Source organism: Aggregatibacter actinomycetemcomitans, from assembly GCF_003130205.1.
GTDB lineage: Bacteria > Pseudomonadota > Gammaproteobacteria > Enterobacterales > Pasteurellaceae > Aggregatibacter > Aggregatibacter actinomycetemcomitans_A.
The window spans coordinates 103604-117373 of the sequence record NZ_NRDF01000007.1 but is presented as its reverse complement, the minus strand read 5'-3'; the positions used below and the strand labels follow the sequence as shown (position 1 = coordinate 117373).

Annotated in this window: 12 protein-coding genes, 2 tRNA genes, 1 rRNA gene and 4 pseudogenes; 8 read left to right on the top strand and 11 right to left on the bottom strand. The window is 46.1% G+C overall.

Going from position 1 to position 13770, the window contains the following annotated elements; all coding sequences use genetic code 11:
• From rrf to DK423_RS07010, 3 genes and pseudogenes are all read left to right on the top strand, one after another.
• Window positions 1–79, top strand: a 5S ribosomal RNA gene (gene rrf, locus DK423_RS11690); the annotation flags it as partial.
• 112 nt (window positions 80–191) lie between these two features.
• A complete protein-coding gene (def, locus tag DK423_RS07015) occupies window positions 192–704 on the top strand; it encodes a peptide deformylase (protein WP_005575854.1) in 513 nt (170 codons plus the stop codon).
• A 66-nt stretch (window positions 705–770) separates the two neighbouring features.
• Window positions 771–1091: pseudogene (locus tag DK423_RS07010) on the top strand (methionyl-tRNA formyltransferase); the annotation flags it as partial.
• 2 nt (window positions 1092–1093) lie between these two features.
• Here the strand turns inward: DK423_RS07010 and DK423_RS07005 are convergent.
• Window positions 1094–1198, bottom strand: a pseudogene (locus DK423_RS07005) (ABC transporter ATP-binding protein); the annotation flags it as partial.
• Between DK423_RS07005 and DK423_RS07000 the strand changes: the two are divergent.
• Together DK423_RS07000 and DK423_RS06995 are read left to right on the top strand one after the other, a co-directional pair.
• Window positions 1199–2021 (top strand): annotated as a pseudogene (locus DK423_RS07000) (IS3 family transposase); the annotation flags it as partial.
• Between the two features lie 148 nt (window positions 2022–2169).
• Window positions 2170–2265: pseudogene (locus DK423_RS06995) on the top strand (IS1595 family transposase); the annotation flags it as partial.
• Between the two features lie 513 nt (window positions 2266–2778).
• Here DK423_RS06995 and DK423_RS06990 read toward each other — a convergent pair.
• Window positions 2779–2855, bottom strand: a tRNA-Arg gene (locus DK423_RS06990).
• Window positions 2856–2888: 33 nt separating this feature from the next.
• Window positions 2889–2965, bottom strand: a tRNA-Pro gene (locus DK423_RS06985).
• Between the two features lie 152 nt (window positions 2966–3117).
• Between DK423_RS06985 and folD the strand changes: the two genes are divergently transcribed.
• The gene (gene folD, locus DK423_RS06980; RefSeq protein WP_005559336.1) at window positions 3118–3975 is read left to right on the top strand and encodes a bifunctional methylenetetrahydrofolate dehydrogenase/methenyltetrahydrofolate cyclohydrolase FolD; all 858 of its coding nucleotides are present in this window, start codon (window positions 3118–3120) and stop codon (window positions 3973–3975) included.
• An 89-nt stretch (window positions 3976–4064) separates the two neighbouring features.
• On the opposite strand, the gene groL is transcribed toward folD, so the two are convergent.
• From groL to DK423_RS06965, 3 genes are all read right to left on the bottom strand, one after another.
• Complete coding sequence (groL, locus tag DK423_RS06975; RefSeq protein WP_005559338.1) at window positions 4065–5708, bottom strand: chaperonin GroEL; 1644 nt, start codon at window positions 5706–5708, stop codon at window positions 4065–4067.
• 120 nt (window positions 5709–5828) lie between these two features.
• Window positions 5829–6119, bottom strand: coding sequence for a co-chaperone GroES (locus DK423_RS06970; RefSeq protein ID WP_005559340.1), 291 nt, complete (start codon window positions 6117–6119; stop codon window positions 5829–5831).
• A gap of 85 nt (window positions 6120–6204) precedes the next feature.
• Window positions 6205–6687, bottom strand: coding sequence for an FxsA family protein (locus tag DK423_RS06965; protein ID WP_005559342.1), 483 nt, complete (start codon window positions 6685–6687; stop codon window positions 6205–6207).
• 230 nt (window positions 6688–6917) lie between these two features.
• Between DK423_RS06965 and aspA the strand changes: the two genes are divergently transcribed.
• Both aspA and DK423_RS06955 read left to right on the top strand, forming a co-directional pair.
• Window positions 6918–8336 (top strand): aspartate ammonia-lyase, encoded by a 1419-nt coding sequence (gene aspA / locus DK423_RS06960; RefSeq protein WP_005559344.1) that lies wholly within the window; start codon window positions 6918–6920, stop codon window positions 8334–8336.
• Between the two features lie 182 nt (window positions 8337–8518).
• Window positions 8519–9568, top strand: coding sequence for a glycosyltransferase family 9 protein (locus DK423_RS06955; protein WP_061886947.1), 1050 nt, complete (start codon window positions 8519–8521; stop codon window positions 9566–9568).
• Here the strand turns inward: DK423_RS06955 and DK423_RS11375 are convergent.
• The 5 genes from DK423_RS11375 to relA form a co-directional block, all read right to left on the bottom strand.
• On the bottom strand, window positions 9540–9797 hold the full coding sequence (locus DK423_RS11375; protein ID WP_081111568.1) for a hypothetical protein: 258 nt from the start codon (window positions 9795–9797) through the stop codon (window positions 9540–9542). The genes DK423_RS06955 and DK423_RS11375 overlap by 29 nt on opposite strands.
• Window positions 9798–9817: 20 nt before the next feature.
• A complete protein-coding gene (locus DK423_RS11370) occupies window positions 9818–10012 on the bottom strand; it encodes a hypothetical protein (RefSeq protein WP_155114489.1) in 195 nt (64 codons plus the stop codon).
• Between the two features lie 459 nt (window positions 10013–10471).
• Window positions 10472–11095: an HAD family hydrolase gene (locus DK423_RS06945; RefSeq protein WP_005559352.1), complete on the bottom strand. Its 624-nt coding sequence runs from the start codon at window positions 11093–11095 to the stop codon at window positions 10472–10474.
• A 52-nt stretch (window positions 11096–11147) separates the two neighbouring features.
• Window positions 11148–11504, bottom strand: coding sequence for a diacylglycerol kinase (locus tag DK423_RS06940; RefSeq protein ID WP_005559354.1), 357 nt, complete (start codon window positions 11502–11504; stop codon window positions 11148–11150).
• Between the two features lie 29 nt (window positions 11505–11533).
• Window positions 11534–13765: a GTP diphosphokinase gene (gene relA, locus DK423_RS06935; RefSeq protein ID WP_109043931.1), complete on the bottom strand. Its 2232-nt coding sequence runs from the start codon at window positions 13763–13765 to the stop codon at window positions 11534–11536.
• Between the last annotated feature and the right edge of the window lie 5 nt (window positions 13766–13770).

Genomic DNA, 13770 nt, shown 5'->3' with positions numbered 1-13770 from the left:
TACCGAACTCAGAAGTGAAATGCCGTAATGCCGATGGTAGTGTGGGGTATCCCCATGTGAGAGTAGGTCACCGCCAAGCCTGATAGGGAGCCCTGATGTGAGAGCATCGGGGCTTTTTGTTTTTTGTAGCGTAGAAATTCCACTGAAAAAAGGCTACAATAGCGCACTTATTTCAAATCTAAAGAGAAATTATGACAGCTTTAAACGTACTTATTTACCCGGAAGAGCACCTTAAAGTGGTTTGCGATCCGGTCGTGGAAGTCAATGACAACACGCGTAAAATTATTGATAATATGTTTGATACCATGTATCAGGAAGGAGGTATCGGTCTGGCGGCGCCTCAGGTGGATATTTTACAGCGCATTATCACTATTGATATTGAGGGTGACAAACAAAACCAGTTAGTGTTGATTAACCCTGAAATTTTGGAATCGGAAGGTGAAACCGGAATTGAAGAGGGCTGTTTGTCTATTCCCGGATTTCGTGCGTTAGTGCCACGTAAAGAGAAAGTGACTGTAAAAGCGCTGGATCGTCATGGCAAAGAATTCACCTTAAAGGCAGATGGCTTGTTGGCAATTTGTATTCAGCATGAAATCGATCATTTAAACGGTATTCTTTTTGTGGATTATCTCTCTCCATTGAAACGTCAGCGGATTAGAGAAAAGCTGATTAAAATGAAAAAACAGATGGAAAAGCAAAAATAATTGTGAACTTCTAAAAAGTGCGGTAATTTTTCACCGCACTTTTATTTATCTATGACGCCGAACATTATGAAACCACTCGATATTATCTTTGCCGGTACGCCGAACTTCGCTGCACAGCATTTACAAGTCTTACTCAATTCTTCCCATAACGTGATTGCGGTTTATACTCAACCGGACAAACCCGCCGGTCGGGGAAAGAAATTGCAAGCCGGCCCGGTGAAACAGTTAGCCGAGCAACATCAAATTCCCGTCTATCAACCGAAATCCTTACGCAGAGCGGAAACGCAGGCAGAATTGGCCGCACTTCAGGCGGATGTCATGGTGGTTGTGGCGTACGGTTTGATTTTGCCACAAGCGGTGCTGGATGCACCGAAGTATGGCTGTCTTATTTTTTGTGCGAAAGGGCAACGCGGACCAAGGCGACAACCGATCGGCATTTGCTCCAATAAGGGTACTGACCCCTTTAACGTACCCAGATAACCTTTAAACGGTAAATCGTAAAAGCCTTACGGATGCTTTTTCCCCGTGAACTGTTACTTGATTTACTCGGGCTAGCACGAAGCTTTTTCTTTTATTACTTAAAACCTAAAGCAGATAAAAATACCAGGATTGTGCAAGAAATTGCTGATATTTATTGCGAAAATAACGGAAACTATAGTTATCTCCGCGTGAAGTTGAAATTAAGAGCTACAATGAAAATCAATCATAAGCGAGTGCAATCTATCATGCAAAAGTTGGGGTTGAAGGGAAATGTAAACAACAAAAATATCGTTCGTATCAAGGTGATGTAGGTCGCTTAGCTGAAAATCTTTTACAACGTGATTTTATTGCAACAGCGCTAAATGAAAAATGGGTGACGGATGTCAGTGAATTTAAGTGTGATGAAGGAAAACTTTATTTATTACCAATTAGAGACTTGTTTAACGGTGAGATTATTGAGTATGACTTAGCACCAAGCCTGAATTTTGAATAAATCACCCGAATGATGAAACAGGCGATTTTAAAGTTAGATGGCACAACCCAATTCTTTATTCAGACCAAGGCTGGCAGTACCAAATGCAAGATTATCAAACCTTATTGAGAAAAAATGGGATTAGGAAAAGTATGTCGAGAAAAGGGAATTGTCTCGATAATAGTGTGATGGAGAGTTTTTTCGCACGATTAAAAATAGAATGTTATTACGGGAAGCGGTTTGAAACTTTTGAGCAGCTTGAGAAAACCATTTATGAATATATTCATTATTATAATTATGAGCGGATTCAGGTAAAACTAAAAGGGCTAAGCTCTGTGGAATACAGAACTCAGTCCTTGAATTAAATGAGTCTAACTTTTTGGGTACAGATCATTGTCGGTAGAATTTCAGGAAAAATAAATACCTTTCACAAAGTAAACTCGGAAAAGTATTGAATTTGAAATACGGTTTTTAGTCAATTTTCGGACTTTGTACAACTGCCGCATAATACTGCTTTACTTAAAGGAATGTGAATGGTGTTTTAATCACAGCGAAACAAAATCTCAAGTTTCTATTTTAAAACAATTAATTAAAGAGAGTTTAGGTTAGTTATCTAGTGCGGCACCTTTTTATATGTGGAATAGCAGTCCCAGGACAGCAAAATGAATTAGTCAGTACGCTGGCATTGTAACGCTGAAGAATAAAGCAGCAAGGCATAACGTCAAAAAAATCGGACGCTGTTTTGAAATGCATCGCTCAACCCTCTTTAGTTGTAAGAAAGCTAAATCGAATTGGAGCGTATCAAGGCATTCAAGCGGAATTATCCACCTGTTTCCGGAAAACAGAGTTTACTGTTTCGTTCGTACAGGAGCGAACAGTATAGCCGTTGGTCATTTAGAAAGTGTCTGGTGGATTCTGGTATTAAACAAGATTAAATCCGGACGGGGAAATGTACGGATAATGTAGGAATGGAACGTTTTTTCACAGTTTAGAGACGGAAAATATTTATCGTGAAAACCATGCCACCCGAGCAGAGGCAGTGCTTTGGATTGCGGAAATATATTGAAGATTTTTATAATCCCAAACGGCTTCATTCAGTCTTAGGTAATTATTATCACTAAATGGCACGCCCTAAAGGATTCGAACCTTTGACCCACGCCTTAGAAGGGCGTTGCTCTATCCAGCTGAGCTAAGGGCGCGTAGTAAATGGAATAATGAATAATAGAGAAAGGTGGTCGGCGAGATAGGATTTGAACCTACGACCCACTGGTCCCAAACCAGTTGCGCTACCAAGCTGCGCTACTCGCCGAAAGATGTGTAGCATTATAGTTTTCTTTCATTTTCAGTCAATAAGTTTTTACTGTTTTATTATTAATCGTTTAAATTTATGGCAATGCCTTACATCTGCCATAGTTTTCTGCCAAAATAGTAAATATTTCCGTTTATTCACTGGAGAATATAATGACTGCTCAAATTATTTCCGGCACCGAATTATCAAGCCAAATTAAAACCCATATTGCCCGCCAAATTGCACATTATGTGGAACGGGGTAAACGTTCTCCCGGGCTTGCAGTGATTTTGGTCGGTGCCGATCCCGCTTCACAGGTTTATGTAGGTAGTAAGCGCAGAAGCTGTGCCGAAGTGGGAATTATTTCCAAATCCTACGATTTACCGGAAAATACGCCGGAACAGGAATTGTTAGGAATCATTGAACAGCTCAATCAGGATAAGGATGTTGACGGTATTCTGGTGCAGCTACCGTTGCCAAAACATATTGATAGCACTAAAGTCATTGAAAAAATATCGTCCGAAAAAGATGTGGACGGCTTCCACCCTTATAATGTCGGACGTTTGTGTCAGCGCATTCCAACGTTACGCGCCTGTACGCCTTATGGTGTGATGAAACTGTTGGAAACCACCGGTATTGCGTTTCATGGCAAACATGCGGTAATTGTGGGCGCGTCCAATATCGTCGGTCGTCCGATGGCATTAGAGTTGTTACTTGCAGGTTGTACTGTCACGGTTACCCATCGTTTTACCGAAGATTTGGCACATCATGTGCGTCAAGCGGATATTATTGTAGTTGCCGTTGGCAAACCGAGGTTTATTAAAGGGGAATGGATTAAAGAAGGCGCTGTTGTGGTTGACGTGGGGATTAATCGCATTGACGGCAAACTGGTGGGCGATGTGGAATTTGACGTAGCAGCGGAATGTGCAGCGTATATTACGCCGGTGCCGGGCGGTGTTGGTCCGATGACGGTCGCAATGTTGATGGAAAATACGCTCTCCGCTTATAAAAAACATGAAAATTTAGGATAAAGTGCGGTTATTTTTTAAAACGTTTTTCGTCCCTAGAAAAAAGCCCTTGATTTGACTCAAGGGCTTTTGCCTTTCTGAACAGGGAGGAATTACATCATTCCGCCCATGCCTCCCATACCGCCCATTCCGGAGGCGCCGAGGTCGGCTTTGTCGTCTTTCGGTAATTCGGTGACCATACATTCGGTAGTGATCATTAAACCGGCAACAGACGCTGCAAATTGTAATGCGGAACGGGTGACTTTCGTCGGATCCAAAATACCCATAGCGATCATATCGCCGTATTGTTCGGTGCCTGCGTTATAACCGAAGTTGCCTTCGCCGTTTTTCACTGCGCTGGCGATCACGGACGCTTCTTCACCGGCATTCGCCACGATTTGACGCAACGGTGCTTCCATAGCACGAAGGGCAAGTTTGATACCCACATTTTGTTCTTCGTTATCGCCTTGTAAGCCGACTACTTTGCCGGCTGCGCGAATTAACGCCACGCCACCACCGGCAACGATACCTTCTTCTACCGCCGCACGGGTCGCGTGTAAGGCGTCTTCAACGCGTGCTTTTTTCTCTTTCATTTCCACTTCGGTTGCCGCGCCCACTTTAATCACAGCAACACCACCCGCTAATTTCGCCACGCGTTCTTGCAATTTTTCTTTGTCGTAGTCGGAAGTGGCTTCTTCAATTTGTTGACGAATTTGCGCCACACGACCTTGGATTTGTGCTTCATCGCCGATACCGTCGATAATGGTGGTGTTATCTTTGTTGATAACAATACGTTTTGCTTGACCTAAATCTTCAAGTGTGGCTTTTTCCAATTCCATACCAATTTCTTCGGAAATCACCGTACCGGCGGTTAAAATCGCAATGTCTTGCAACATGGCTTTACGACGATCGCCAAAGCCTGGCGCCTTCACTGCCGCCACTTTCACAATACCGCGCATGGTGTTTACAACCAGGGTTGCCAAGGCTTCGCCTTCCACATCTTCGGCGATGATTAACAACGGTTTACCGGCTTTCGCCACGCCTTCTAATACCGGCAATAATTCGCGGATGTTGGAGATTTTTTTATCCACCAACAGGATAAACGGATTGTCCAGTTCCACTGTGGCGGTTTCAGGTTTGTTGATGAAGTATGGGGAAAGGTAACCGCGGTCGAATTGCATACCTTCAACCACATCCAATTCGTCTTCCAAACCGGTGCCGTCTTCCACGGTAATTACGCCTTCTTTACCCACTTTTTCCATGGCTTGAGCGATTAATTGACCCACAATGCTGTCAGAATTTGCGGAGATCGTGCCAACTTGTTCGATTTCTTTTGAGGTTTCGCATGGTTTGGAGAGATTTTTGAGCTCGGCAACCACTGAGTTGACAGCTTTATCAATACCGCGTTTTAAATCCATCGGGTTCATACCGGCAGCAACGGCTTTTAAGCCTTCGTTCACGATGGCTTGAGCCAATACGGTGGCGGTTGTGGTACCGTCTCCTGCCGCGTCATTCGCTTTAGACGCCACTTCTTTCACCATTTGGGCGCCCATGTTTTCAAATTTATCTTCTAATTCTATTTCACGTGCCACGGAAACGCCGTCTTTAGTGATGGTCGGTGCGCCGAAAGATTTGTCTAACACCACGTTACGACCTTTCGGGCCGAGGGTAACTTTTACTGCATCGGCTAAAATATTTACGCCGTTTAACATTTTTACGCGTGCGTCGTTACCGAATTTTACATCTTTTGCTGCCATTTTTAATTTCCTTTTATTTTGTGGTGGGTTTTAGCCTACCATTTCATTCAACACTTTTTTAGTGGGTTGAGACCCACCCTGCGATTGCAAAAAGTGCGGTCGTTTTTTCGAGCGTTTTAGTTACTCAACGATCGCCAAAATATCACTTTCAGAGATGATGAGCACTTCCTCACCGTCGATTTTCTCCGCTTTCACGCCATAACCGTCGCTGAAGATCACGGTGTCACCAACTTTAACGTGCATCGGGTGTATGCTACCATTTTCCAGCAAGCGTCCCGGACCTACTGCCAATACTTTGGCGCGGGTGGATTTGGTGGCGGCGGAACCGGTTAAAACGATGCCACCGGCGGATTTGGTTTCCACATCTTCACGTTTTAGAATGACTTTGTCGTGTAATGGACGAATATTCATTTGAAATTTCCTCTATTTCTTAAGTTAATAAAAAAGCCCTTTGTATATGGGAGTTATTTTTCTGCTTTCAAGGGGGAGGATAAAATTATTTTAGCCGTTTATGTTCATCCACTTCCTTTTCAAATTCTGCCTCAAAAATCTCGCCATCTTCCGCCCTATGGTGGCGTGATGAATAAAAAGTGCGGTTGTTTTTAAAGGTGTTTTGACGGAAGAACATGAAGCGGCTGTCCAACAGCATTTTCGCGATTTGGCTACCGAGCGGACTGAGCAGAATGCAGGCAAGTATATCGGTGACAAAGCCCGGAATCACGAAAAGCACGCCGGCGATAAGCCAACGGGCGGAGCTGAAAATCGTGTCGGTCGGCAATTCGCCCTGTTTGAGTTGTTGTCCGGCACGTGTTAAGGCGTACCAACTGCGGGCGCGAATAACCAACATACCCAACAACGATGAGCCAATCAGCAAGAGAATCAACATAAAAATACCGAAATGGCTACCCATCCAAACCAGCAGGCTAAGTTCGGTATAAATAAACAGGAAAACGGCGAAAAGAAAGGCGATAAAAGGCATGAATGCTCCTTAATAATAAATCGGCTATGAATATTACCCTGTTTATTTTGCAGTGCAATATGCCGGTGCTGTAAATCTCGCATTCAGGTTAAAAAAACTAATGTGAAAAATAAAAATAAATCCTAAATGCGTATAAAAATCTGTGACTTAGATCAATTTAATTTTCTTTGAAGTTTCTATAATGCCCTCAATAAAACAACTCGTAATAAGGTAAATGAGGAGAGCTAACAATGACACAATTCAGAAAAGAAGTGGATTTATTAGGCGAACGCGACGTTCCTGCGGACGCGTATTGGGGGATTCATACATTAAGAGCAATAGAAAATTTCAACATTTCCAACACCACCATTTCTGACGTGCCGGAATTCGTACGCGGCATGGTGATGGTGAAAAAAGCCACCGCGCTCACCAACGGCGAATTAGGCACGATTCCGAAAAAAATTGCCGATGCTATTGTGAAAGCCTGTGATGAAGTGTTGGTCAACGGCAAATGTTTGGATCAATTCCCGTCCGATATTTATCAAGGCGGGGCGGGGACCTCCGTTAACATGAATACCAACGAAGTGATTGCGAATCTGGCATTGGAAATTTTAGGACACAAAAAAGGCGAATATAATTATTTGGATCCGATGGATCATGTGAATGCCAGCCAATCCACCAACGATGCTTACCCGACCGGTTTCCGTATTGCGGTGTATAACAGCATTATGAAATTGGTCAGCAAAGTGTTGTATTTACAACAAAGCTTTGAGAATAAATCAAAAGAATTCGCCAAAGTGTTAAAAATGGGACGCACCCAATTGCAAGATGCGGTACCGATGACAGTGGGACAAGAATTCAAAGCCTTCTCCGTGTTGCTGGATGAAGAAGTGCGTAACTTAAAACGCACCGCGGAATTATTGCTTGAAGTGAACTTAGGTGCGACCGCCATCGGTACCGGTTTGAACACGCCGAAAGGCTATGTGCCATTGGTGGTGAAACATTTGTCGGAAGTCAGCGGTTTGCCTTGCGTGGCTGCCGAAAACCTGATTGAAGCTACCTCCGACTGCGGCGCTTATGTGATGGTACACGGCGCGTTAAAACGTACTGCAGTGAAACTCTCCAAAGTATGTAACGACTTGCGTTTATTGTCTTCCGGTCCGCGTGCGGGCTTGAAAGAAATCAACCTGCCTGAATTGCAAGCGGGTTCTTCCATCATGCCGGCGAAAGTCAACCCGGTTGTGCCGGAAGTAGTGAACCAAGTGTGCTTCAAGGTGATTGGTAATGACACCACCGTGACCTTCGCCGCGGAGGCCGGTCAATTGCAACTAAACGTAATGGAACCGGTAATCGGTCAAGCCATGTTCGAATCTATCGACATCTTAACCAACGCCTGCGTGAACTTGCGCGATAAATGTATCGACGGCATCACCGTGAATAAAGAAATTTGCGAAAATTATGTGTTCAATTCCATCGGTATCGTTACCTATTTGAATCCGTTCATCGGTCACCACAACGGCGACTTGGTAGGTAAAATCTGCGCCCAAACCGGCAAAGGCGTACGTGAAGTGGTATTGGAAAAAGGCTTGTTAACCAAAGAAGAATTGGATGACATTCTGTCTGTGGAAAACTTGATGAACCCGACTTACAAAGCGAAATTAAATAAGTGAACAAAGCGACCAATAAAGTGTCAAAGGTTAACTTGTTTATTTAGTCAAAATCAGCGTCTTAACGAACGAATTAGGGCGCTGATTTTTTATTTGTCGCTTTTTAATGGACGATGGTCGGGCTAGAATAAGCAAAATTTTTTTCCGGGTGCTTTAAGTCGGAATTTGGATAGGAACAATAAACGATGAAAAAAATATTGGTTATTCGTAACGATAAACTGGGTGATTTTATGTTGGCGTGGCCGGCGTTTGCCATGTTGAAAGCATCGGATCCGTCACTAAAACTGACCGCACTTGTGCCGCCTTATACGGCGGAAATCGCCCGTGCCTGCCCTTATTTAGATGAGGTCATCATTGACGTGCCGAAAGGCGATAAAGCGGCGTTTCAACGTCTCGTAAATGACATTAAAACGCAACGGTTTGACGCCATGATCAGTTTCTTTTCCAATACGCACAATGCCAAACTGGCGTGGAAATGTCGTATTCCTTATCGCTTGGCGCCGGCAACCAAATGGGTACAGTTTTTTTATAATCATCGCTTGGTGCAGCGCCGTTCTCAATCTGCCAAGCCGGAGTTTGCCTATAATCTGGATTTAGCCCGTCGGTTTTTACAGGATCACAACATTAGCGTTGTCGAACCGCGTCCGCCGTATCTCAGCTTCCCGAAAAGTGCGGTGGATTTTCAGCGTGAATCTTTGTGCCATCGGTTAAAGATTGATTCGTCGAAGAAATGGATTTTCGTGCACAGCGGTTCGGGCGGTTCCGCCAATAACTTATCTTTGGCGCAATATGCGGCGTTGATTCGGGGCTTGCTGGCAGCGCTTGACGCTGATGTGATTCTCACCGCCGGGCCCAATGAAAGCGAAAAAGCCCATGAATTGGCGGGGCTGGTGCAAGATGCCCGCCAAGGTGCCGGTGTGGTGGTTTACGATAAAAATAACGGGCTGGTGGATTTCGCGCAATCCTTGGCGTGCGCCGATTTGTTCATCGCCGGTTCTACCGGACCGCTTCATTTGAGCGGGGCGTTAAACGTGCCGACCATCGGATTTTACCCGAGCCGACGTTCCGCCACACCGTTACGTTGGCAACCGATTAATGATGAGGCGAAACATCTGGCATTTTGCCCGCCTAATGACAAAGCCAGTCAGACGGATTTAAGCAAAATCTCAATTGAGGAAAAGTTAGCGGAGATGATTCGGTTTATCACTAAAGTATGGCACGCGGCTGATAAATAAGAGCGTGTATTGCACTACCCGGCCGATACCGAGGGCGAATGCCGATGCCGAACAGCAAAATGCCGATGACGGCGTAGGCAAAACGCACATAAAGTGCGGTGGGTTTTCCGGTAAATAAGTGGTTAAGCCGAGGACAAGGGCGATAACGAAAATGTTCATTACCGTGGCGAGCCCCGGCCTGAGTTTGAGCGGAAACCACGCCGGCATCACGATCAGGCTGATAATGCACGATACCCGGCTAACGCTGAATTACCATCGTAGCGCAACGCCTTGGGATAATACCGTCCAAGGCGCAGAACCCAAATCGGAAAGCAACAGCAAGCCTTCGTCGAAGCCGATAACGATTAAAGAAAGCACCAACACGCACAACGAGACGGGCTCAAACGACCAAAGGGATTTGGCAGCCCAATTCGTATGCGGCAGAACCTGTGGCTTTTTCATCAATACATAATCCGTGATTTGTTAATAAGGTGGACGCACTATCCCAATCTTTACCGGTTCTGCCTAAACAAATCTCCGCCAAGGGCTAATTCAACATATAAACCACCTCATAAGGTAACCTGTTATCCATCACGGAAAAATCGGCGTAATTGTTGATTAACATATTGCCCGCGAATGGTAATGAAACGGTTCGTTCCTGCGCACTTATTGAGCCACATTTATACGGGCAGAATAGAGTAGTATGATTATGGGAATATGGAGCTTCGGAAGATAAAGGGTAGTGGTAAAATAAAATGACTAGGGGACGTACTACCTCCTTTCTATCCTTCGTGTACCTTCTCCTGTAAGCTCAGGTGGGTAGGATAATTTTAAAATATCAATGTAATACAATATTTCGACCAACTGTGATTCAAACACATGCGCACCATCAACAGTGTAGTGCGAAAAAGTGCGGTCATTTTTCTAATCAAATTTCATGCCCAAGGCGATTAAATCCTGTTTTAGCTTTTGGGCATGGGTGAATTGTAAGGCGTGTAAGCCGACGTTGCGGGCGCCTTCCACATTACGCAGGCTGTCATCGATGAAGGCGGTGCGTTGAGGGTTTAGGTGGTAGCGTTCGATTAACAGATTGAAAATACGTGGGTTGGGTTTTGCCAGGCGTTCGTAGCCGGAGACCAGAATGCCCTCGAATTCGGTTAAGAAAGGGAAGCGTTCTTCGGCGAAATGGAAGGTTTCGTTGGACCAGTTGGTCAGTGCCAGCAGGCGGATGCCGTTGCGTTTGAGGGATTCCAGCAGGGCGACGGTGTCGTCAATGGCGCCGTTTAGGGTTTCCGTCCAGCGTTCGTGATAGGCGCGGATTTCCGCTTCATAATGCGGATGTTGTTTGACCGCTTCGGCAACGCCTTCCACCCAGGATCGTCCGGCATCTTGCCGCTCATTCCACTCACTGTTGCACACCTCCGCTAAAAAGCGTTCCATCTCCGCGTCGTCGCTGAAAATCTTGCGGTATAAATGGCGTGGGTTCCAATCCACCAGCACGCCACCCAAGTCAAAAACGACGGTGTCGATATGTTGTGTTTTGTTCATGCTTTCCTCCCGATGGATGACGAAAAGTGCGGTCGTTTTTGCCGACGTTTTTTTAATTAAACAACATCAATCCCCAGGTGACGACGACGATAACCAAAGCGACAAATACGGCGGCGGAGCCTTGATCTTTGGCGCGGCCGGCGAGTTCGTGGCGTTCGGTGCCGATGCGATCGACCACCGCTTCAATGGCGCTGTTAAGCAGTTCCACCACCAGCACCAGCAACACGGAACCCAGCATCAGGGCGTGTTCAATGGCATCTTCGCCGAGCCATAACGCCAGCGGGATCATGAAAATGCAGCAAAAAAGCTCGTGACGAAAAGCGGTTTCATATTTGACCGCACTTTTTAAGCCTTTCATGGAATATTGGGTGGATTTAATTAAGTGGGTTAGTCCCGTGGTTTTATCCATTTGATTTTCCTTGTTTTTCGTTGTTTTTATTAGAGACGTTTGGCTTCGATGACATCATCCAGTTTTTCCAACCGGGACAGGATCTTACTTAACATTTCTACGTTATTCAGTTCAATTTGCATATCGATATTTGCCACTTGGCGCTTGCTGTCCGTGTGGGTAGAAACGCCAAGTACGCTGATTTTTTCATTTGCCAGCACGGTGGTGATGTCGCGCAACAAGCCGTTACGATCCGATGCCACGATGCGAATATTGAGATGGAAGCCGCTGGAATAATTATCGCCCCAGCGGGATTCCACCACACGTTCCGGATGGGCGGCTTGCAATTCGAGGAATTGGTCGCAGTCGCAGCGGTGAATGGAAATACCGCGTCCCATGGTGATGTAGCCCACAATGCTGTCGCCCGGAATCGGTTGGCAGCAGCGGGCGATGTGGTGCATGAGGTTGCCCACGCCTTCCACGATCACGCAGTCTTTGCGCTCGGATTTTTGCTGGGAATTGACCGCACTTTTGTTGCTCACATGGCGCAAAATTTCTTCGTCCACTTCCTGTGCGGAGATTTTGATAAATTTGCTTTGCAGGAAGTTAATCAGCGGGCTGATACGAATATCACCGCCGCCGATGCCGGCATATAAATCGTCCAGGTTTTTCAGGTTGTAACGGGGCAGCGCCTGTTGCTCCACCTGTTTTAAGCTGATGCCTAAGCGGTTGATCTCGCTTTCCAGCAGCTCTTTGCCTGCCGGAATGTTTTTATCGCGATCCTGTTTTTTGAACCACGCGTGAATTTTCGCGCGGGATTTCGCCGTGTGGGTAAAGCCGAGATTCGGGTTCAACCAGTCGCGACTCGGGTTCAGATTTTTCTGGGTGATGATGTCCACCTGATCGCCCATTTGCAGTTGATACGTGAAAGGCACAATGCGCCCGCCCACTTTGGCGCCTATACAACGATGCCCGATTTCGCTGTGAATGGCGTAAGCGAAATCTAATGGCGTGGAGCCGGTGGGCAGATCCACCACTTCGCCTTTCGGCGTAAACACATACACGCGGTCATCAAACACTTGGCTGCGCAATTCCGCTATGACTTCGCCGGAATCGGTAATATCGTCCTGCCACGCCAACAGTTTGCGTAGCCAGGCGATTTTTTCTTCATAGCCGGAACGCCCTGCGGTGGCGCCTTCTTTATATTTCCAGTGCGCCGCTACGCCAAGTTCCGCATCATCGTGCATTTGCTGGGTGCGGATTTGCACCTCAATGGGCTTGCCGCCTTTGCCCAGCACCACGGTATGAATGGATTGATAACCGTTCGGTTTCGGGTTGGCGACATAATCGTCAAATTCTTTCGGTAAGTGTTTGAAATGGGTATGTACGACGCCCAGTGCGGTGTAACAATCCTGCAATTTCTGGACGATAATGCGCACTGCGCGAACGTCGTATAACTCACTGAATTCCAGATGTTTTTTCTGCATTTTGCACCAAATGCTGTAAATGTGTTTCGGGCGACCGTACACTTCCACCTGCTTGATGTTTTCCTGCAAATAGCCGGTAAGTTCGGCGACAAAATCGGCGATATATTGTTCGCGGTCAATGCGGCGTTCTTGCAGCAGTTTGGCGATGGCGCGATATTGTTCCGGGTGCAGATAGCGGAAGCAGTAGTCTTCCAGCTCCCATTTGAGTTGTCCGATACCGAGGCGATTGGCGAGCGGGGCGTAAATATTGGCGCATTCTTTGGCGGCGAGCACCCGTTGTTCTTCAGTGTAATCGTTATCCACCGCGTCACGCAGGAAGGCGATTCGTTCGGCGAGTTTGATAATGACGCAACGGAAATCATCCACCATGGCAAGCAACATACGGCGCACATTATCCACTTGCAGACTGCTGGCGGAGTGGGTGACGTTTAACTGGCGAATGTTGTCCATCTCAATGACACCTTTCACCAATTTGCTGATATTGGCGCCGAAATCTTCTTCAATTTGCGCCGGATCCACCAGCTGATCATTTACAATCGGGAATAACATCGCCGTGAGCAGGCTGTCGCCGTCCATGTTTAAACTGTGCAGAATTTCCACCATTTCCACACCGAAGGACAACAAATGCGCCTCTTCCGCATGATGCTCGGCACGCAGTGCGATTTTTTGCTGCGAATAGTGCCAGCAGGCGGTGAGACCGGTTTTGATACTGTCCGCCGCATTTAAATTAGCGCACCATTGTTCAATCTCAAAATCTTTAGGATTTAATAAATGAGATCCTCTCACAGCGACCATAGCGA